Raw genomic sequence first — 18616 nt, 5'->3', positions numbered from 1 at the left:
CATTGAATGTTTAGGAGTTGGGGCCCGCCCCCCTGTTTGGTAGGCGGGCCCGCTGGTCGCATCAGGCGGCTGGGAGCGCCACGCCTCCTAGCTTGTCTACGAGCCAGTCCAAGCCCTTCGGGGTGAAGAAGGTCTGCTCCACCCACTGGTGTCTCGCCTGGACCATCTTCACCTCGGCTCGCCCGGCCTTGATGTGGTTCTCGTAGGGCAGCCGAGGGTTCTGTACCTGGAGGAAGCGTATGTCCTCCCGGCGCAAGAGCTCCATGAACTTAGTACGACCAAGCCCCCCGGTGACCTTGGTCAGGGCCTTTGCCGCACAACCCATGTCGATCAAACCATCGGAGTTGCAGAAGGAATCCCACTTGCCCGCCTTGGGGGCGGCCACGGCGAGCACCTTCTTCGTAGTGACGAGATCGCGTGCGGCCTCCACGTACTTCTCGGCCAGGGCAAGGATGCCCTCGGGGCTGGAGACGTCGGCTGCGGGCTGCTGCGCTGCGGCTTCGGCTTCACGGGTCTTGATTGCGAAGTACGTCTTGGCTGCCGCTACCTCGGGCTTGCGCCCGTCCCCGGCCAGGGTTACGTGGTACGCCCCGAAGCGGGTCAGGCGGTAGTCGGTCACGGCCTGCTTACCCCACCGACCGCCCCGCATCGATTTCACGGCGCCACGAAAGTGGTCAAGGGGGTCGAGCCCGGAGGCCTCGATCGTCTCCTTGGCTCGCTTGATCACGTCATCGAAGCGCTCCCAGCGCTCGTAACCCATAAGTTGCTGGAGGTCACGAGCCGACCAGCGCTCCTCGCCTCTGTGATCCAAGAGCATGATTCGGTCGAAAGGACTAGACCCCCGGCTGTTGCCTTCGTCGAGGGGCAAGGTAGTGTCCAGGTTGGGCAAGGTTGCACTCCTTGAACTCTGGGCTCTCGGCGGCTCCACCCGCACGCGAGCTGTCTAGGCCGCCTTCGCTTCGAAGGCGGCCTCGTGACATTCAGGTTACGGGAAGCTTCTGACGCAGAGTTATCCCTTCCGCAGGCACTGAGTGCCGCCCCCTTTCGGCGGTCCAGTGAATCCCAAGGAAAGGCCTGCTAGCACCCGGCATCCCGTGCCAGCAGGGACCGATTTACTCGAATTCAACCCCTCTGCTGTGATGCATGTCTCCGAATTTCGACTGAACCGAGCCTGCTTCACCTTCGTTTTGTAGGGGCCACAGTTAAGGGGTGGTGGTTACCCAGCGGGGCCAAAGTCCTTAGCCGCAGATGAAGCCAGTCGAACTGTCGGCTGTGGTCTCAGTCGTGGTCTCGATTGCCGCTCATTCTGGAGTCATCCACTGCAGTCCGCTGGTGTACGGGAACGACTGTGGCCAGGCATGACGCGTTCTTCGCGAACGTCTCCGGACGCCCCCGGACCAAGATCGGACAACTCGTAATGCGTAGGTCTCGGGTTCGAATCCCGAAGGCGGCTCGGAGGAACCCCAGGACTCACTCGCCGTGATCTGGGGTTTTTTCATTTTCTTGGCCTTGGTCCTGTCGGTGGCTTGGCCCAGAGGCCCCGCCGGGCACGCCCTGGTGGCCGACCGGTGGCCAAACGTGCGAACGGCGTGCAGCGGTGGTGGCCCGGAGGGCGGCGGTGGGGACTCAAGTGGAGACTTGCTTGTCGTTCGCTCTCTATAAGTCGGTGCCTTGTCTTGCAGCCTGGGGAACATCGGTGCAGCGGTCTTGCCTGGTGTTCTTCCCGGAATTCGGTATTCAGGGGGACTCGATGTTCGAACAGGCTGAACCGCAGCATATTGACGGGCCCGAGGTCGGCGCGGAGCAAACCCCGGCCGGCATATCGGGCCAAAAAAATGAAGAAGTGGGAGGCGCCTGCCCCCGCGTCCGGATGTGTCCTACACGCCGGCGTCCAACGGCGTGGACTACCTGGTGAGCGTCTTCCAACACTCGCCGCAAGGTGCGACACCTCCGAGCGCCCGAGACCTCAAGTACGTGGTGCTCCACCTTCAGGCGGCCACTGAGGTACTGCTCAAGGCTCGCCTACCGCATAAGCACTTCAGCCTCATCTTCACGGGCCTTCGGAGGCCACACGTAAGGCGTGGGAGAGCGCTAAGTTTTTAAGCTGCAGCACTCTGGGTGCCCAGGTGGCGGCCACCGCTATCGACGACCTGTTCGACCTGGACGTGAAGGTCCTGGAAGTGGTAGGCGGGGCCCTTTCGCTGATCCTCCTCACGGACGACGGCTGCGAGCGAATACATGGAACTTCTGGTAGGCCTCAGAAAGTCAATGTGCCCAGGTGTCCGGTCTCGACCTTCTTTGCCGTTGGCCCTGGCCTGCATCGGTCGCCCGACTGCCCGACCTGGACTGATGTCTCGTTGCGGCAGCGAATCCATCGGCAACCTGGGCCGAGACTGCGTCGGCGATCCGCTGTCCGCCGACAACATCAGTGAGACCAGCCCGTGGATGCGCCTCAACGCAGATTGCATTCGCGCCGGTCGCGGCGCTGCGTACCGGCAAGATCGATTGAGAAGGGATACCCGTATTAGGAAGGCGCGGCTTGAGATAGAAAGTCGCTAAAGATATACGTCACCTGATCCAAGAACTTGAACCCAGTTGACGTATATGTGTCAGCGTGTTCATTATCGCAGCTCATCGCCATCCCATTCGAAGGATTCGGAAGGTCGGTGGTGGATATATTCCATATCACAACCCCGAATACAGCACAGATCAATCCGATTCGAGCCCAACGGGGGACCTTGGGTCGCCTGACCGGTAGAACCATGATAAAAGCCGTAGCAATCAGGAGGGTTCCTGACATCACCTTGCCGCCACCAAGCAGCATGACGCCACACAAACCGGTGAGGATAATTCCTGTCCACATCGCTATCTTCTTGAGGTTGTCCATCAGGGGTTTCTCCTTGTTTGGAATCAGGCCGTTCGGCGGGCTCGGCCGGGAGCTGGATGTCGTCGGCGACGATGCGGTCGTCGAGCAGGCTTGAAGAACTGGAAGATCATGCCGATGTGCCGGCGGCGGAACTTGGCGAGCCCGGTCTCCGAGAGCACGTCGAGCCGGACCCCGGCCACCGTCACGTCGCCCGAGGTCGGCCGGTCCAGGCCCGCGATCAGGTTGAGCAGCGTGGACTTGCCGCTGCCGGACGGACCCATGACGGCCACCGCCTCGCGTTCCCCGCCGGCCAGGCTGACCTGGTCGAGTGCGATGGGGCCTGTCGCGTCGTACCGCTTGGACACGGCTTCGAGCCGGATCACGTGTGTCATGGCCCGGGATGCTAGGTGGCGGCTCGGCGACCGGTCGTCCGCACGGCGAGCCAACCTGGCGTCCCTCGTGCGAGGTACACCGTGGCGGGTAGCGCTTGCGAGGGACTGTGGACGGTTCGTACGCATGATGTACGCGGCACGCCGATCCGGCGAGAATGCCCGGGTGACCGCCTCACCGCCCCCGATGCCCGCACACAGTCCCGGACTGACGCCCTCTCAGGTGTCCGGCCGGCTCGCGGCGTTCCTGCGCCGACCGGGTCCGCGCGGCGGCGACGGGCTGCTCGCGGCGGTGATGACGGCGATCGGCCTCTACCTGCTCGCGTACGTCATCGAGCCCGAGGACGGTCCGCAGCCGCCCCAACAATTCGACGGCGTTTCGTACCTGGAGCCGGACACCGGGACCACGCCGGAGGTCTGGGCGGTCGTGTTTCTCATCCTGATCACGGCGTCATTGGCGTGGCGACGCACCCGCCCCATCGCGGTGTTCACCGCACAGGTCTGCATCATGCTGATCACCGACGGGAACGACGGCAACGTCGCCGGAGTCATGGCGGTGGCCATCGGCGCGTATTCGGTCGCGGCGCACGTTCGGCGACTCCCGGTCGCGGCAGGGGTGTTCGGCGTGGCGACACTCGCGCTCGCGGCGAGGTTCCCCGGGGACGAAGAGGGCCCGCCCGGCCTGGTCCCGCTCGCGGTGATGGCGACGATGTGGGTCACCGGCCGCACGATCGGCACGTGGCGCACGCGCGCGGGCGCCTTCCACGGCCGCGCCCTGCGCGCGGAACGCGAGCGCGAAGTCGCGGTCGCCCGCGAACGTGCCCGCATCGCCCGCGAATTGCACGACGTCGTCAGCCACAATGTCAGCGTGATGGTGATCCAGTCCGGGGCGGCCCGCATGGTCCTGCGCTCGAATCCCGACGGCGCGACCGAGGCGCTGCGCGCGGTCGAGACCAGTGGACGGGAGACCATGGCGGAACTCCGACACCTGCTCGGCGTCCTCAGCGCCCAGGAGGCGCCGCCGCACCCCGGCGGGTCGGTGGCGCCGGACGGCGACGCGCTCGGGCCGCCGCTCGCGCCGCAACCCGACCTGACCCGCCTGCCGCTACTGCTGGACCGCGTACGGACGGCGGGCCTCGACGTACGCCTGCACACCCGCGGCGACGCGCGCCCGCTGCCGCCCGGCATCGAACTGACCGCGTACCGCGTCGTTCAGGAAGCACTCACCAACGCCCTGAAGTACGCCCCGGGCGCACACACCGACGTCACGATGACCTATGCGCCCGACACCATACGCATCGAGGTCGCCGACGACGGGCCGGTCGACGGACGGCGCCCCGAACCCCTCGGCGCTGGGCGCGGGCTGCTCGGCCTGACCGAGCGCGTCACGCTGCACGGCGGCGGACTGCGGGCCGGGCACCTGCCGGCCGGCGGCTACCGCGTCCAGGCGTCGATCCCGGTGCCGGCGCCGTGACCGGCACCCCGCTGCGCGTCGTCGTGGCCGACGACCAGGCGCTCGTACGCTCCGGGTTCCGCATGATCCTCGCTGCCGCCGGCGTCGACGTCGTCGCCGAAGCCGCGGACGGCGACGACGCATGTGCCGCCGTGCGCCGGACCCGGCCCGACGTGGTCCTGATGGACATCCGCATGCCCGGCCTCGACGGCCTCGCCGCCACCCGCCGCATCATGGCCGACCCCTCACCGGCCCTTGACGGACGCCCGTGCCGCGTCATCATCCTGACCACGTTCGACCTCGACCACTACGTCTACGAGGCACTCAACGCGGGCGCGAGCGGCTTCCTCCTCAAGGACGTCACTCCCGAGCAACTCGTCGCCGCCGTACGCCTGGTCTCCGCGGGCGACGCCCTCCTCGCCCCCACCATCACCCGCCGCCTCGTCGAACGCTTCGCCCGCCCGGCCGCCGGCAAACCGCCCCCCACCGGCGACCTGACCACCCTCACCCCCCGCGAACTCGAAGTCCTACGCCTCCTCGCCCGCGGCCTCAGCAACGCCGAACTCGCCGCCGCCCTCTCCCTCAGCATCGAAACCGTCAAGACCCACGTCACCCGAATCCTCACCAAACTCCACCTCCGCGACCGCGTCCAAGCAGTAGTCCTCGCCTACGAATCCACCCTGATAACTCCGGGCGTCCACGACAGCCCGTAACCAACTCGGCTGACAGCGCCGACTCGCGGAAGTGGCCGCTCAGTCAGCCCACGAACACGTGCAAACGACTTCGGACATCAGTGCAGCCGGCTCCGGAAGCTGACAGCGGAGCGAGGGGGGCGGGTCCCCCGTACGCCCTACGAACCGTCCGCGTGGACGACCGGACGGGAGCGTCCCCGTCGAGTCCCTGGGCCATCATCTGGTCGTGGCCACCGCCCAAGGCGGCGTATACGCGTTCCTCCATGGTGACGGTCCCGCAACGGCACACCTGCTCGACTTCGCCACGGACATTGGCGCAGCCCTGGTCAAACGCCACCACGACGGTTTCGCCGACGTACCCGCCGGTGCTCTCGCCGTGACCGTCGAACGGGTGGACTCAGTGGCCGACCATGTGGAGGTCGGCGAACTGGAGCATCTGCTCCTGTGGCGAAGATCATGGGCGGGGTCAGCGCCTCGCGAGAAGAGCCCACGGCCCGACGCTCGCATGGTGCGGACCGGAGTAAACGCGTGCTCGCGACGAGGTTGTTCCCGGGAAGGGCGATAGTCACGCTGTGCGATCACTAGGGGCGCGCAGCAGCCGATTGGTGGCACTGATCACATGCCCGAGCCCCGGTCAGCTACCCGCTGACCGAGGCTCCTTCTCGCCTGCATCAGGCGGGGCGTTCTTTCTTGGCCTCGTCGCTTTTGCGCGGAGGCGTCATCTTGGGCCGGCGGGGGGAGTTCGTTGGCTCCTCGTCCTTCACCGCGGCCAGGGGCCTCCGGGCGTGCGGCACGAGTTGTACGACCTTCTCGGTGGTGTTGCGAGCGAGAACGTCCGAGACGGACTGGTAGATGTCCCGGGTGACCCGTGTGTCGGAGTGGCCGAGCGTTTCGGAGATCACCTTGGTGTCGGCCCCGGCGGCGAGCATCAGTGTCGCCGCGACGTGGCGGAGGTGGTGGAGCCGGATCGGAGGCAGGCCGGCGGCATCCGTCAGACGCTCGAAGAGGTCGCTGACCTTGCCGGGGTGGAGGAGGGAGCCGTCCTCTTGGGTGAAGATCCGTCCGGTGTCCTGCCAGCCCTCGCCCCATGCCTGTCGCTCCTGTTGCTGGTGGGCCTTGTGGGCCAGGGGGTCTTGGTTGGTCTGTTCGTCGACGGCGATTAGGCGGATGCCGCTGTCGGTCTTGGGAGCACCCTCATGGACCTCCCAGCCGTCCTGGACGAGTTGGGTGGCGATGGCGAGTGAGCGGGCCTTGGCCGAGTGATCTTCCCAGCGCACGCCGCAGCCTTCGCCACGTCGTGTCCCTCGGAAGGTGCGACGACAGCGACCCCGGGCGCGAGCAGCGGCGTCCGTACGCCGGCCAGGATCGGCCACACCTCGGGCCACACCCCGGGCCACACCTCGGGCGTTACCTCGGGCCACACCTCGGGCCAGGGCATGACGGGTTCGTTCTACCGACGGCCACAGACAGTGACGGTGGTGGTGACCGTGGTGGTGACGGTGGTGCTGGAAGCCGTATAGGCCGGATATAGCCGGGGAACGCACTCTTGTTTCATTCGAACGGATGGGGGAAGAGTGTCCGATCAAGAGGCGCGGGTGGCATTGGTCACCGGGGGGTCGCGTGGCATCGGTCGAGCGGTTGCCGCCCGGCTTGCGCGGGACGGTTTCGATGTGGCGATCTGCTACCGCTCGGACGACGCGGCGGCGGAGCAGGTCGAGAAGGAGATCCGGGCGGTCGGCCGACGCGCCCTGGTCCGTAGGGTCGACGTCGCTGACCGGACCGGCGTCCGGGCTTTTGTCGCTGAGACCGAGGCGGAGCTCGGCCCGGTGTCCGCGGTGGTCACCAGCGCGGGTATCACCCGTGACCGCCCGATGGCGCTGATGTCGGACGACGAGTGGGATTCGGTACTGCGCACCAATCTGGACGGTACGTACAACCTGCTGCGCTCGGTGGTGCGGGCGATGATCCGGCGCCGGGCCGGCACGGTGGTCACCCTCGCGTCGGTTGCCGGGGTCGTGGGCAACGCGGGACAGACGAACTACTCGGCCTCCAAGGCAGGGATCATCGGCCTGACCCAGGCGCTGGCCAAGGAGTTCGGTCGGTACGGTGTGCGCGCCAACGCGGTGGCCCCGGGTTTCATCGACACCGAGATGGTCGCTTCGGTGCCGGAGGCGGTGGCTACGGAGGCCATCAAACGCATTCCGCTCGGGCGCTTCGGCACCCCTGACGAGGTGGCGGCGCTGGTCTCTTATCTGGTCTCCTCGCAGGCCGAGTACATCACCGGACAGGTCCTGCGGATCGACGGAGGCATGGCGCTGTGAGGGTGAGCGCTTCGGAGATCTGGTTTCGCAGGTACGAGCGGGAGGGCACCCCTCGGCTCCGGCTGATCGGCTTCCCGCATGCCGGTGGCAATGCCCAGCTCTTTCATGGCTGGCCCGCGCGGCTGTCCGCCGACATCGAGCTGCTCGCCGTGCGCTATCCCGGCCGGCAGGAGCGGCTCTCCGAGCCGTGCATCGAGTCGATGGACGAACTGGTCGGTGAGATCACCGAAGCACTCACCCCTTACCGGAACACACCGTTGGTCTTCTTCGGGCACAGCATGGGTGCCGCGGTGGCCTACGAGGCGGCGGCACGGCTGGAGGTCGGGGACGGCGAAGGCCCGGTGGCGGTGCTGCTCTCCGGTCGCGACGCCCCGCACCGTACCTCCCGCACCCAGCTGCACCGGGCCGCCGACGAGGTGCTGATCGCCGGTGTGGGGCGGCTGGGGACGCTCGGCGGTGGTGCCTACGGCATCCCCGAGCTGCGTGACTTGCTGCTGCCCGTGCTGCGCTCCGACTACAAGCTGATCGAGACGTACCAGCCGGAGAACCCGGTGCGGCTGCGCGCCCCGATCGTCGCGTACCAGGGTGACCGGGACCCGGGCTGCATCCGCGAAAGGGTATTGGCCTGGGAGGAGTTGACCAGCGGCGGCTTCACGTTGCGGTCCTTCCCCGGGGACCACTTCTACCTCGCCCCCCGGGAGGCGGAGCTGACCGCGGACATCGCGGAGCGGCTGGCTCATGTCCCGGCTTGACAGACGATCTGACGGCTACAGCGAGAGGGCAGCGCCGTGACGAACACCCAGACATGGGCGCCACTGGAGATCGAGGCCAAGGGCGAGGGCGGGGTCGATCAACTGCTTGTTCAAATCGGCCAGTTGGAGGGCGGACTGGCCGACACCCTGGTACGGGAGAAGGGCCTGGTCTTCCGGGGGTTCGGCATCACCGAGGACACCCTCGATAAGGTGCTGGACCACCTGCTGCCGAGCCGGCTGGCGTATGTGCACGGCAACTCGCCGCGCACCAAGGTCGGCGGCAACGTCTACACCTCGACCGAGTACCCGCAGGAATTCGACATCTCGATGCACAACGAGATGAGCTACGCCCACGCCTGGCCGAGCCGACTGGCGTTCTTTTGCCAGACGCAGCCCGGCACCGGCGGCGCGACGCCGGTCCTCGACTCCGCCAAGTGGCTTGCCATCTTGGACCCGGAGGTGCGCGAGGCCTTCGCCGGCGGAGTGCGTTACGTGCAAAACCTGCATGACGGCTACGGCCTCGGCAAGAGCTGGCAGGACACCTTCGAGACCAGCGAACGCGCGGATGTCGAGACTTTCCTGAAGGGCACGGGCGCCGAGTGGCAGTGGCGCCGTGACGGCAGCCTGCGCGTTGAGTCGCAGCGGTCGTCCACCACCAAGCATCCGGTCACCGGTGTCGAGGTGTGGTTCAACCAGGCCGACCAGTGGCACCCGAGCGGTCTCGGTGACGACACCGCCGCGGAGTTGTACTCGATCCTGTCGGCTGACGAACTGCCGCAGTCGGTGACCTTCGCCGACGGCGGCGAGATCCCCGCCGAGTACGTCGTCCAGATCCGGGACCGCGGCCTGGAGTCCGCCGTGAACGTGGACTGGCGCACGGGCGACCTGATGCTGATCGACAACGTCCTGCTCGCACACGGCCGCCGGTCGTTTACCGGCGACCGCCGCATCCTGGTCGCGATGTCCGACTGAGGCCTTGTCCGGCCCCCGGCTTCCGCAGCAGACCCTCCGACGACAGAGCGAGTTGATCATGACCATCACCTCGGAAGAGGTACCCGCCGGCTGGGCGGGGAGCGGCACGGTACCGGGGCTTCGCCGGCCCGCCGTTGCGGGTACCGGAATTCACGACTACGTCATCGAGCACCACGCCGAGCTGCGGGAGCTGCTCACCGAGCGCGGGGCGCTGCTGCTGCGCGGCTTCGAGGTCGGTGGTGTGGACGGCTTCAGCGGAGTCGTCGAGGCGTACTCGGGCACGTCCCCGCTGGCCTATGCGGAGCGCTCGTCGCCTCGCTCGACCATCAAGGGGCAGGTCTACACCTCGACCGACTATCCGCAGGACGAGGAGATCTTCCTGCACAACGAGAACTCCTACCAGGCGGTCTGGCCGCAGCGGCTGTACTTCTACTGCGTCGAGCCGGCGCTCACCGAGGGCGCCACTCCGCTCGCCGACATCCGGCAGGTGCTGCGGTCGATCGATCCGCAGGTGCGCGAGGAGTTCACGAGGCGCGGCTGGCAGGTGGTGCGCAACTTCCACGCCGGCTTCGGGGTTCCCTGGCAGGAGGCGTTCAACACCTCCGACAGGAACGCCGTGGTGGGGTACTGCAAGGACCGTCACATCGAGGCCGAGTGGCTGCCGGACGGTGCGCTGCGCACCACCGCCGCCCACGACGCGGTGCACCGCCACCCGGTCACTGGCGAAGAGGTGTGGTTCAACCACGCCACCTTCTTCCACGTGAGCACCCTTGCCCCGGAGGTCAGCGCCGGACTTCGCGCGATCTTCGCCGACGAGGAGCTGCCCACGAACACGTTCTACGGCGATGGCGAGGCCATTCCGGACGACGTGATGGACCATCTCCGCGCTGCTTACCGGTCGGCGGCTGTCCGCTTCGACTGGCAGCGCGACGACGTGCTGATCGTCGACAACATGCTCGCGGCGCATGCGCGCGAGCCGTTCACCGGGCCGCGGCGGATCGCCGTTGCCATGGCCGAGCCGTCAAACGCTTGATGGCACAGGGGAGTTGAGGAACACATGACCGAGATCATTGGCTCGCGCATCTCCGGAATAGCCGGATACCGGCCGAGCCGTCAGGTCACCAACGAGGAGCTGTCGGGGATGACGACGGTCTCCCCGGAGTGGATCACGCAGCGCACGGGCATCAAGACCCGGTACCGCGCCGATGATTCAGAGGACATGGTCACCATGGCGGTGGCCGCGGGAGAGAAGGCCCTGGTCCACGCGGACATCGACCCGGCCGAAGTTGGCCTGACGATCACCGCCACCGCCACCCGCAGGAAGCGGATGCCCGGTATGGCCCCCGAGGTGGCCAGCCGTATCGGCCTGCCCAACTCCGGTGCCTACGACCTCAACGCGGTCTGTGCCGGCTTCACCTACTCGCTGGCGATGGCGTCCAACGTGGTACGCGTCGGTGATGCCCGCCATGTGCTCGTCGTCGGTGTGGAGCGGACCAGCGACTGGATGGACCCGGAGGACCCCGACACCTTCGTCATCTTCGGTGACGGCGCCGGTGCCGTGGTGGTCTCCCACTCGAACAGGCCGAACATCGGTCCTTCGGTCTGGGGCAGTGACGGCAAGCGGCATGAGGCCATCGCCATCAACGAGAAGGACGACGGCGGCGAGTACGTCACCATGAACGGCCCGCTCGTCTACAAGTGGTCCACGGCCACCGTGCCGGGCGTCGCCCAGCGCGCCTGTGCAGCCGCCGGGGTCACCATGGACGAGATCGACTGGTTCGTCCCGCACCAGGCCAACAAGCGCATCATCACGACCCTCGCCCAGCAGCTGAGGATCGCACCGGAACGTGTCGTCAACGACGTGGTCGATACGGGCAACACCTCGGCGGCCTCGGTGCCGCTGGCCCTGAGCCGGCTCATGGAGAGCGGTCGCAGCACCCCGGGGGACAAGGCGCTCCTCCTCGGCTTCGGGGCCGGTCTGACCTACGCCGGCCAGGTCGTACGGATGCCGTAGCGGACCACCGCTGCCGTACCCCCGCACCGCACGTTCCCTCGGGCTCGAACCCCTCGAACCCCTCGCCTCACGCACTCACGTCCCGTACGTCCACCGGAATGAAACGGAAAGCACATGACGACCAGAGAAGACCTGACCAACGAGGTTATCGCGCTGACCGAGCGCACCGCCCCGGACCTGGAGGCGACCGTCACCGCCGACCTGAGCTTCGACGAAATGGGCATGGACTCCCTGACCCGGATGGACCTGCTGGCCGCCGTGGAGAGGGCGTACGGCCTCGAAGTGCCCGACGACCAGATCGGCGACCTGATTCGCATCAGCGACGTCGTCGACTTCCTCACGGCCAGCAAGGCAGGAGTCTGACCGATGGATGGTACGGACCCCATTGGCGGGGCGATGCCCTTGTCGGTGGGCCAGACGGGGCTCTGGCTGCTCCACACACTGGCTCCCGAGAGCGCGACCTACAACCTCGCGGGTGGTGTCCTCATGGCGCCCGCGCCGGACCCGGTGGTCCTGGCGCGGGCGGTACGGGCGCTCACCGCGCGCCACCCGATGCTGCGGTCGGTCTACGGCGAGCCGGACGGTATCCCCGGTCGTTACGTACGCGAGCCCGGTGAGGTCGCCGAGCTGGAGATACGCGATGTGCCGGACGTCGACGACGATGAGCTGAGGCGGATTTTCGAGGCCGAGGCCCGCAAGCCCTTCCGGCTGACCGAGGACGGCGCCTTCCGCCCGGTACTCCTGCGCCGCGAGAACGACGCGGTGCTGCTCTGCCTGACCCACCACATCGCCACCGACGCGATATCCCAGTGGACCCTCTGGCGCGACCTGCTGGAGGCGTACGAGGCGTACTCTCTCGGCGAGGAGCCCGGTTGGGTACCGCTCACCAGCGAGTACCAGGACTTCGTCGAGCTGGAGCGCTCGCTGCTCGACTCGCCGCGCGGCAACCGGCAGGCGGAGTTCTGGCAGGAGCAGTGCAAGGGCTCCGTACCGGGGGAGTTCCCCCTGGACAAGCCCCGGCCCACGACCCCCACCGGCCGCGGCGCGAGCCTGGTGTGGAAGCTGCCCGACGCACTGTCGGAGCAGCTCAAGAACGCCGCGGCCGAGCAGGGCGTGTCGCAGTTCGCCATGGCACTCGGCGCCTTCCAGACGCTGCTGCACCGCTGGAGCGGACAGGCCGACTTCCTGATCGCCTGCCCCGCATCGGTCCGCCGTGGCGCGGCCAAGGATGTGGTCGGCTACTTCGTCAACCCGATCCTGATCAGGGCGCAGATCGACCGGGCCGACACGGTGGGTGAGGTGATGGCCGCCGCCAACGACAGGCTCCGGCAGACGACGTCCCGGGCCGGCTATCCGTTCCCGCTGGTCGTCCAGGCCGCGGCGACACCGGATTCGCTGTACCGGGTCTCCATCACCATGGTGAACAGCGAGCGCTTCGGTTCGGGCCTGAACGGGATTGTCTCCGGCGACGCCCTGAAGGTGGCCGGACTCACCATCACCTATCTGGAGATCCCGCACCTTGAGGGACAGTGCGATCTGTCGCTCGAAGTCACCCGCGACGTGTACGGACTGACCGTGGCCTTCCGCTACAACACCGAACTCTTCGAACGGGACACCCTGGACCGCCTGTACGACCAATTCCTCCGCATTTTGAAGTCCGCAGTCGCGGACCCGGGCCGCAAAGTGTCCCGTATCTCGCTGATGTCCGACGCGGAGAAGGCCGCTCTGCTGTCGATGAGCGGCAGCCCGGGCGGCAGATCATGAACCGACGGGTACTTCCCGGCATTCTCGATGCGATCGGCCACACCCACCTGGTGGAGCTCGGCGGCCTGCTTCCGCACTTCTCCTCCCGGGTGTTCGCCAAACTTGAGGCCTTCAACCCCGGTGGCAGTGTCAAGGACCGGTCGGCACTGGGCATGCTGATCGGCAGGATTCGCAACGGCGAGCTGATTCCGGGCCGGTCCACGGTGGTGGAGTCCAGCTCGGGCAATCTGGCCATCGGCATCGCCCAGATCTGCCGGTACTACGGGATCGACTTCATCTGTGTGGTGGACCCCAAGACCACCCCGCAGAACCTGGCCATCCTGCGCGCCTACCAGGTCACCGTCGAGATGATCACCCAGGTCGACCCGGAGACCGGTGCGTACCTGCCGATGAGGCTCAAGCGGGTACGCGAGCTGGTGGCCGCCACCCCAGGTGCGTACTGGCCCAACCAGTACGCGAACCCGCTCAATCCGCGTGCCCACCAGCAGACCATGCGCGAGATCGTGGAGGCGCTGGACGGCAAGGTGGACTATCTGCTCGCCTCGACCGGCACCGGCGGCACCATGACCGGCTGCGCGCAATACATCCGAGACCACGGTCTCTCCACCACCCTGGTGGGGGTCGACGCGCTGGGCAGTGTGCTGTTCGGCGGAGTGTCGGGACCGAGGCTGCTGCCCGGACACGGCGCCGCGATCCGTCCCGCCCTGTTCGACCCGACGCTCGCCGACGAGGTCGTGATCACCTCCGACCTCGAATGCGTGGTCGGCTGCCGGACCCTGACGCGGCGTGAGGCCATCTTGGCCGGCGGTTCTTCGGGCGCCGTGGTGGCCGCCCTGGGCAAGCTCGCCGACCGTGTCCCGCCGGGCAGCAACGTCGCGATGATCTTCCCCGACCGCGGCGACCGCTATCTCGACACGATCTACTCCGACGACTGGGTGCGGGCCCACTTCGGCGAGGTCTCACATCTCTGGAAAGAACCAGAGCACACCGTGGCGGTGGAAGCATGCTGATCATCAGGCACCGTGAGGTCGCCGGACTGCTGAACGGACACGAGAAGGAGGTCATCGATCTCGTAGCCGACGCCTACCAGCGGCACGACGAGGGGCGTACGAGCCTTCCGCACTCCGTCTTCCTGCGCTTCCCGGACCGGCCGAGGGACCGCATCATCGGCCTGCCGGGCTACCTCGGCGCCAGCACGGACAGCAGGGCCGACGGCAGCTCCGACGAGGTCGCCGGGATGAAGTGGATCTCCTCGTTCCCCGGCAACGTCGAGGCCGGCACGGAGCGCGCCAGCGCCGCCATCCTGCTGAACTCCCTGAAGAACGGGCACCCCGAGGCGCTGATCGAGGGCTCACTGATCTCGGCGCAGCGCACCGCGGCCTCGGCCGCCCTCGGCGCCCGGCTGCTGCTGGGCGCCCGCAAGCCGTCCGGTGTCACACTCATCGGCACCGGCGTCATCAACCGCGAGATCCTGCGCTTCCTCGCCGTCGAGCAGCCGGAACTGAGCGGCCTCGCGGTGTACGACCAGGACCTGAAGCGCGCCAAGCGCTTCACCGCACAGAACGCGCGGCTGCTGCCCAACGCGAAGGTGCGCCACTGCACCTCCCTCAAGGAGGCGCTGGGCGCACACGACCTGATCTCCTTCGCGACCACGGCCGGTACCCCGTACACCGACCTCGAAACCTGCTCGCCGAGCACCGTGGTGCTGCACATCTCGCTGCGGGACCTCACGGTGCCCGCGGTACTCGCTTCGCACAACGTCGTCGATGACCCCGGCCACGTCCTGCGGGAGCGCACCTCGCTGCACCTCGCGGAAGAGGAGACGGGCCGGCACGACTTCATCGACGCGAGCATCGGGGCGCTGCTGCGCGGTACCGCGCGGCTCACGCCCGACCCCGGCAGGCCGCTGGTGTACTCGCCGTTCGGCCTCGGCGTCCTCGACCTGGCCCTTGCCCGCTACGTCCGGGACACGGCACGCCGGGGCGGCATCGGCACCCTCATCGACGGATTTCTGCCGACGTCGGCGCCCCACTAGGACGCCATCGGCGACGTCCCGCAGGACTCCCCTCGCAGGCAGTAACTGATCACCACTTCTGGAGAAGAGATGTCTGTCCCGCTGCACGAACTGATCGCCCACCAGGCCGGCCGCACTCCGCACGCCACCGCGGTCGACGACGGACAAGGGCCGATGACGTATGCGCAGTTGGACGGGCGGGCGAACCAAATCGCTCGGCTGCTCCAGTCGCGCGGCACCGGCCCCGAAGCACGGGTGGCGGTCTGCCTGCCGCGCGGACGCGAACTGGTCGCCGCACTGCTTGGTGTGTGGAAGGTCGGCGCGGCATACGTGCCGCTGGACGCGGGCCACCCGGCTGACCACATCGCCTACATGACCGTCGACAGCGGCGCGCAGACGGTTTTGACCACCTCCTCGGCGGCCCCCCACTTCACCACCGCGACGCCCGGCGGAGTCGTCCTCCTGGACGATCCGGACAACGGACTCGACGCGCATGACGACGGGCCGCTCGACCGGGTCGCCGGCCCGGACCACGCCGCGTACATCACCTACACCTCCGGCTCGACGGGCCGCCCCAAGGGCGTGCTCGTCCAGCACGGCGGCATCGCGAACCGAGTGGCCTGGTTGATCGGCCGCCAGGGTCTGGGCGCGGACGACCGGGTGCTGCAAAAGACCGTCGTCACCTTCGACGCGGCGGCCCTGGAACTCTTCGGCCCGCTGGCCGCCGGTGGCACTGTGGTGATGGCCCCCGAGGGAGTCGAGTCGGACCCCGCGCTGCTGGTGAAGACGGTCGCCGCGCAGCGCGTCACCGTGTTGCAGGGCGTGCCGTCCGTACTGCGGCTGCTCGTCGACGAACCCGGCTGGGCCGAGTGCACCGGGCTACGACTGGTCTTCTCCGCGGGGGAGGCACTGGACGCCGAACTGTGCCGCCGGATCGGTGAGCCCACCGGCGCCAAGGTGTGGAACACCTACGGGCCCACGGAGTGCTCCATCGATGTCACCGGCCAGGAGTTCGATCCCGCACTGCACACCGAGGCCGTGCCGATCGGACGGCCGATCGACAACATGCGGGTGTACGTCCTGGACGAGGACCTCGACCCGGTGCCGATCGGTGTCGTTGGCGAGCTGTACGCGGCGGGCATCGGCACGGCCCGCGGCTACGTCGGCAAGCCTGGTCAGACCGCCGAGCGCTTCATTCCGGACCCGCACGGCCCGGCCGGCAGCGTGATGTACCGCACGGGCGACCTGGCCCGCTGGCGCTCCGACGGCGCGCTGGGCTTCCTCGGCCGGGCCGACCACCAAGTCAAGGTCAACGGCGTACGGATCGAACCGGCCGAGGTGGAAGCCGCCCTGAGCGCACACCCCGATGTACGCGGCGCGGTCGTCACCGCACGCGTCATCGGCGGAGGAAAGCGGCTGGTCGCCCATCTGACGGCGGGCCGTCGGATTCCCCGCGACGAGCTGCGCAGCTTCCTGCGCAAGCGGCTGCCAGAGCCGATGATCCCTTCCCTCTTCATACCGGTCGACGCCTTCCCGCTCACCAGCAACGGCAAGGTGGACCGCACCGCGCTGCCCGGCCCGGAGCAGCGGGGCACGGACCACGGCGGCGAAGACGCCGCCCACATCGAACCCCGGACTCCCTCCGAGCGCCTGGTCGCCCAGGTCTGGGAGCATCTGCTCCAGGTCGAGCGGGTCGGCACCCAGGACGACTTCTTCGCGCTCGGCGGCTCCTCGCTGGTCCTCACCCGCCTCGCCGACGCACTGCGCAAGGCTTCCGGTGACGACATCCAGCTCCGCGGGCTCTTCGGCGCCACCACCGTGGAGGCTCAGGCGCGCCTGCTCGACGCGGCCAGGCCCGCCGTCTCCGCGGTGGAGCCGGTACGACGCGACCAACTGCTGCCGCTCACCTTCGGGCAGCACCGGCTCTGGTTCCTGGACCGGATGCACCCGGGCAGCGACGAATGGGTGGCCCCCCTCTTCCTGCGGCTGCCCGCCGGCACGGCCGCCGACACCGTGCAGAGGGCGTTGGACGCCCTGGAGGCCCGCCATGAAGCACTGCGCACCCGGTACCGGCTGAACGGTGAAGCGCCGCACCAGCTGGTCGTCGCCCCGCAGCCGGTCGAGCTGCGGGTGGAGGAGGCCAGTGAGGTGGACCTGGCGGGCCTGTTCGGCGAGCAGTTCCGTCGCGGATTCGACCTGACCGACGGACCGCTGTGGCGCGCCATGCTCGTGCGGCTGCCGACCGGCGGACCCGCGCTGTTGGTGACGACGCATCACATCTGCACCGACGGCTGGTCGACGGTGCTTCTGGAGCGCGAGCTGCGCGAGCTGTGCGTGGCCTTCGAGGAGGCCCGCGAGCCTGAACTCGATCCCCTGCCCGTGCAGTACGCCGACTACGCCGCCTGGCAGGCGGCTCGTTCGGACGACCCGGTCCTCGACCGCCAACTCGACTACTGGAAGACCGCGCTGGACGGACTGCCCGAGCTTCAACTGCATACGGACCGCCCCCGGCCGGCCCAGCGCGACGGGCGCGGCGCGGGTGTGCGGTTCTCCGTACCGGCCGGACTCGCCGACGCCCTCAGCGGCATCGGCCGCCGGCACGGCGCGACCCCGTACGTCACGCTGCTCGCCGGCTTCGCCGCGCTGCTCTCGCGCCACAGTGGCCAGGACGACTTCGGCATCGGCTCCCCGGTCACCGGCCGACTCCGTCCCGAAATCCAGAACACCGTTGGGTTCTTCCTCAATTCGCTGGTCATGCGGTGTGATCTGACTGGTGACCCGACCTTCACCGAGCTGCTCCAGCGCACCAAGAACACGGCCATGGCCGGATTCGGGCACCAGGAGCTGCCGTTCGAGCGTCTCGTGGACGAGTTGCAGCCGGTCCGTGACCTGTCCCGTACTCCGCTCTACCAGGTGGCTTTCGACTTGCAGGACGAGGGATCAACCTCGGTCACCGTCGACGGTGTGCTGATGGACGCCTTCCAGGGCGCCTGGCGGGTGGCCAAGACCGACCTGACGCTGTTCATCTGGCGTCAGGCGGACGGTTCGCTGATCGGTGCGCTTGAGTACGCGACGTCACTCTTCGACCAACCGACCGTGGAGCGGATGGCGGAGCACTTCGTACGGCTCCTCGAAGGCGTCGCCGCCGAGCCCGATGTGGCCCTGTCGGCCATCGACATCTCATCGGTGCACGAGCGTCGGCTACTGCGTGTTTGGAATGATACGGCGGTGGTGGTGCCGGAGGTTTCGGTGTCTGAGTTGGTGGCTCGTCGGGCTGCTGTGGTTCCGGGTGCGGTGGCTGTTGAGTGTGGTGGTGTGCGGTTGTCGTTTGCGGAGTTGGATGTGCGGGCGAATCGTTTGGCGCATCGGTTGCGTGAGG

Annotated in this window: 18 protein-coding genes and 1 pseudogene; 14 read left to right on the top strand and 5 right to left on the bottom strand. The window is 67.9% G+C overall.

Features of this window, described 5'->3' with window-relative positions; translation table 11 throughout:
- Positions 1 to 61 precede the first annotated feature (61 nt).
- The 4 genes from FHS42_RS34830 to FHS42_RS34815 all read right to left on the bottom strand — a co-directional run bounded on the left by FHS42_RS34830 (position 62) and on the right by FHS42_RS34815 (position 3258).
- Positions 62 to 889 (bottom strand): phage antirepressor KilAC domain-containing protein, encoded by an 828-nt coding sequence (locus FHS42_RS34830; protein WP_184580154.1) that lies wholly within the window; start codon positions 887 to 889, stop codon positions 62 to 64.
- Between the two features lie 1210 nt (positions 890 to 2099).
- Positions 2100 to 2240: a hypothetical protein gene (locus FHS42_RS34825; RefSeq protein ID WP_184580152.1), complete on the bottom strand. Its 141-nt coding sequence runs from the start codon at positions 2238 to 2240 to the stop codon at positions 2100 to 2102.
- Positions 2241 to 2524: 284 nt separating this feature from the next.
- Positions 2525 to 2887: a hypothetical protein gene (locus FHS42_RS34820; RefSeq protein ID WP_184580150.1), complete on the bottom strand. Its 363-nt coding sequence runs from the start codon at positions 2885 to 2887 to the stop codon at positions 2525 to 2527.
- Positions 2888 to 2910: 23 nt separating this feature from the next.
- Positions 2911 to 3258 carry an ATP-binding cassette domain-containing protein gene (locus FHS42_RS34815; RefSeq protein WP_184580148.1) on the bottom strand — a complete coding sequence of 116 codons (348 nt, stop codon included), beginning with the start codon at positions 3256 to 3258 and terminating at the stop codon, positions 2911 to 2913.
- A gap of 163 nt (positions 3259 to 3421) precedes the next feature.
- Here FHS42_RS34815 and FHS42_RS38900 point away from each other — a divergent pair, with 163 nt between their 5' ends.
- From FHS42_RS38900 to FHS42_RS34800, 3 genes are all read left to right on the top strand, one after another.
- A complete protein-coding gene (locus FHS42_RS38900; RefSeq protein WP_184580146.1) occupies positions 3422 to 4729 on the top strand; it encodes a sensor histidine kinase in 1308 nt (435 codons plus the stop codon).
- The gene (locus FHS42_RS34805; protein ID WP_184580144.1) at positions 4726 to 5421 is read left to right on the top strand and encodes a response regulator; all 696 of its coding nucleotides are present in this window, start codon (positions 4726 to 4728) and stop codon (positions 5419 to 5421) included. The genes FHS42_RS38900 and FHS42_RS34805 overlap by 4 nt, the downstream gene beginning before the upstream one ends.
- A gap of 205 nt (positions 5422 to 5626) precedes the next feature.
- Positions 5627 to 5965, top strand: coding sequence for a hypothetical protein (locus FHS42_RS34800; protein ID WP_184580142.1), 339 nt, complete (start codon positions 5627 to 5629; stop codon positions 5963 to 5965).
- Between the two features lie 106 nt (positions 5966 to 6071).
- Here FHS42_RS34800 and FHS42_RS34795 read toward each other — a convergent pair.
- A pseudogene (locus FHS42_RS34795) lies at positions 6072 to 6710 on the bottom strand (site-specific integrase); the annotation flags it as partial.
- On the opposite strand from FHS42_RS34795, the gene FHS42_RS34790 reads away from it, so the two are divergent.
- From FHS42_RS34790 to FHS42_RS34740, 11 genes are all read left to right on the top strand, one after another.
- Positions 6660 to 6920: a hypothetical protein gene (locus tag FHS42_RS34790; protein ID WP_184580193.1), complete on the top strand. Its 261-nt coding sequence runs from the start codon at positions 6660 to 6662 to the stop codon at positions 6918 to 6920. The pseudogene FHS42_RS34795 and the gene FHS42_RS34790 overlap by 51 nt on opposite strands.
- A gap of 54 nt (positions 6921 to 6974) precedes the next feature.
- Positions 6975 to 7721 (top strand): 3-oxoacyl-[acyl-carrier-protein] reductase, encoded by a 747-nt coding sequence (fabG, locus tag FHS42_RS34785; protein ID WP_184580140.1) that lies wholly within the window; start codon positions 6975 to 6977, stop codon positions 7719 to 7721.
- 2 nt (positions 7722 to 7723) lie between these two features.
- Positions 7724 to 8473 carry a thioesterase II family protein gene (locus FHS42_RS34780; protein WP_184580138.1) on the top strand — a complete coding sequence of 250 codons (750 nt, stop codon included), beginning with the start codon at positions 7724 to 7726 and terminating at the stop codon, positions 8471 to 8473.
- A 36-nt stretch (positions 8474 to 8509) separates the two neighbouring features.
- Positions 8510 to 9445, top strand: a complete 936-nt coding sequence (locus tag FHS42_RS34775) for a TauD/TfdA family dioxygenase (RefSeq protein WP_184580136.1) — start codon at positions 8510 to 8512, stop codon at positions 9443 to 9445.
- Positions 9446 to 9503: 58 nt separating this feature from the next.
- Positions 9504 to 10478 (top strand): TauD/TfdA family dioxygenase, encoded by a 975-nt coding sequence (locus FHS42_RS34770; protein WP_184580134.1) that lies wholly within the window; start codon positions 9504 to 9506, stop codon positions 10476 to 10478.
- 24 nt (positions 10479 to 10502) lie between these two features.
- Positions 10503 to 11459 (top strand): beta-ketoacyl-ACP synthase III, encoded by a 957-nt coding sequence (locus FHS42_RS34765; protein WP_184580132.1) that lies wholly within the window; start codon positions 10503 to 10505, stop codon positions 11457 to 11459.
- A 114-nt stretch (positions 11460 to 11573) separates the two neighbouring features.
- Positions 11574 to 11822, top strand: a complete 249-nt coding sequence (locus tag FHS42_RS34760) for an acyl carrier protein (RefSeq protein WP_184580130.1) — start codon at positions 11574 to 11576, stop codon at positions 11820 to 11822.
- 3 nt (positions 11823 to 11825) lie between these two features.
- On the top strand, positions 11826 to 13223 hold the full coding sequence (locus FHS42_RS34755; protein WP_184580128.1) for a condensation domain-containing protein: 1398 nt from the start codon (positions 11826 to 11828) through the stop codon (positions 13221 to 13223).
- A complete protein-coding gene (sbnA, locus tag FHS42_RS34750) occupies positions 13220 to 14233 on the top strand; it encodes a 2,3-diaminopropionate biosynthesis protein SbnA (RefSeq protein ID WP_184580126.1) in 1014 nt (337 codons plus the stop codon). The genes FHS42_RS34755 and sbnA overlap by 4 nt, the downstream gene beginning before the upstream one ends.
- Entirely contained in the window at positions 14227 to 15258 is a 1032-nt protein-coding gene (sbnB, locus tag FHS42_RS34745; RefSeq protein WP_184580124.1) for a 2,3-diaminopropionate biosynthesis protein SbnB, read from the top strand. Before sbnA ends, sbnB begins: the two co-directional genes overlap by 7 nt.
- Positions 15259 to 15327: 69 nt before the next feature.
- Positions 15328 to 18616 (top strand): non-ribosomal peptide synthetase (locus tag FHS42_RS34740; RefSeq protein WP_184580122.1); only part of this gene is annotated, 3289 nt, incomplete at its 3' end.

Source organism: Streptomyces zagrosensis, assembly GCF_014203645.1.
Taxonomy (GTDB): Bacteria; Actinomycetota; Actinomycetes; order Streptomycetales; family Streptomycetaceae; genus Streptomyces; species Streptomyces zagrosensis.
The sequence above is the reverse complement of the archived record's forward strand: the minus strand, read 5'-3'. Positions and strand labels throughout refer to the sequence as shown.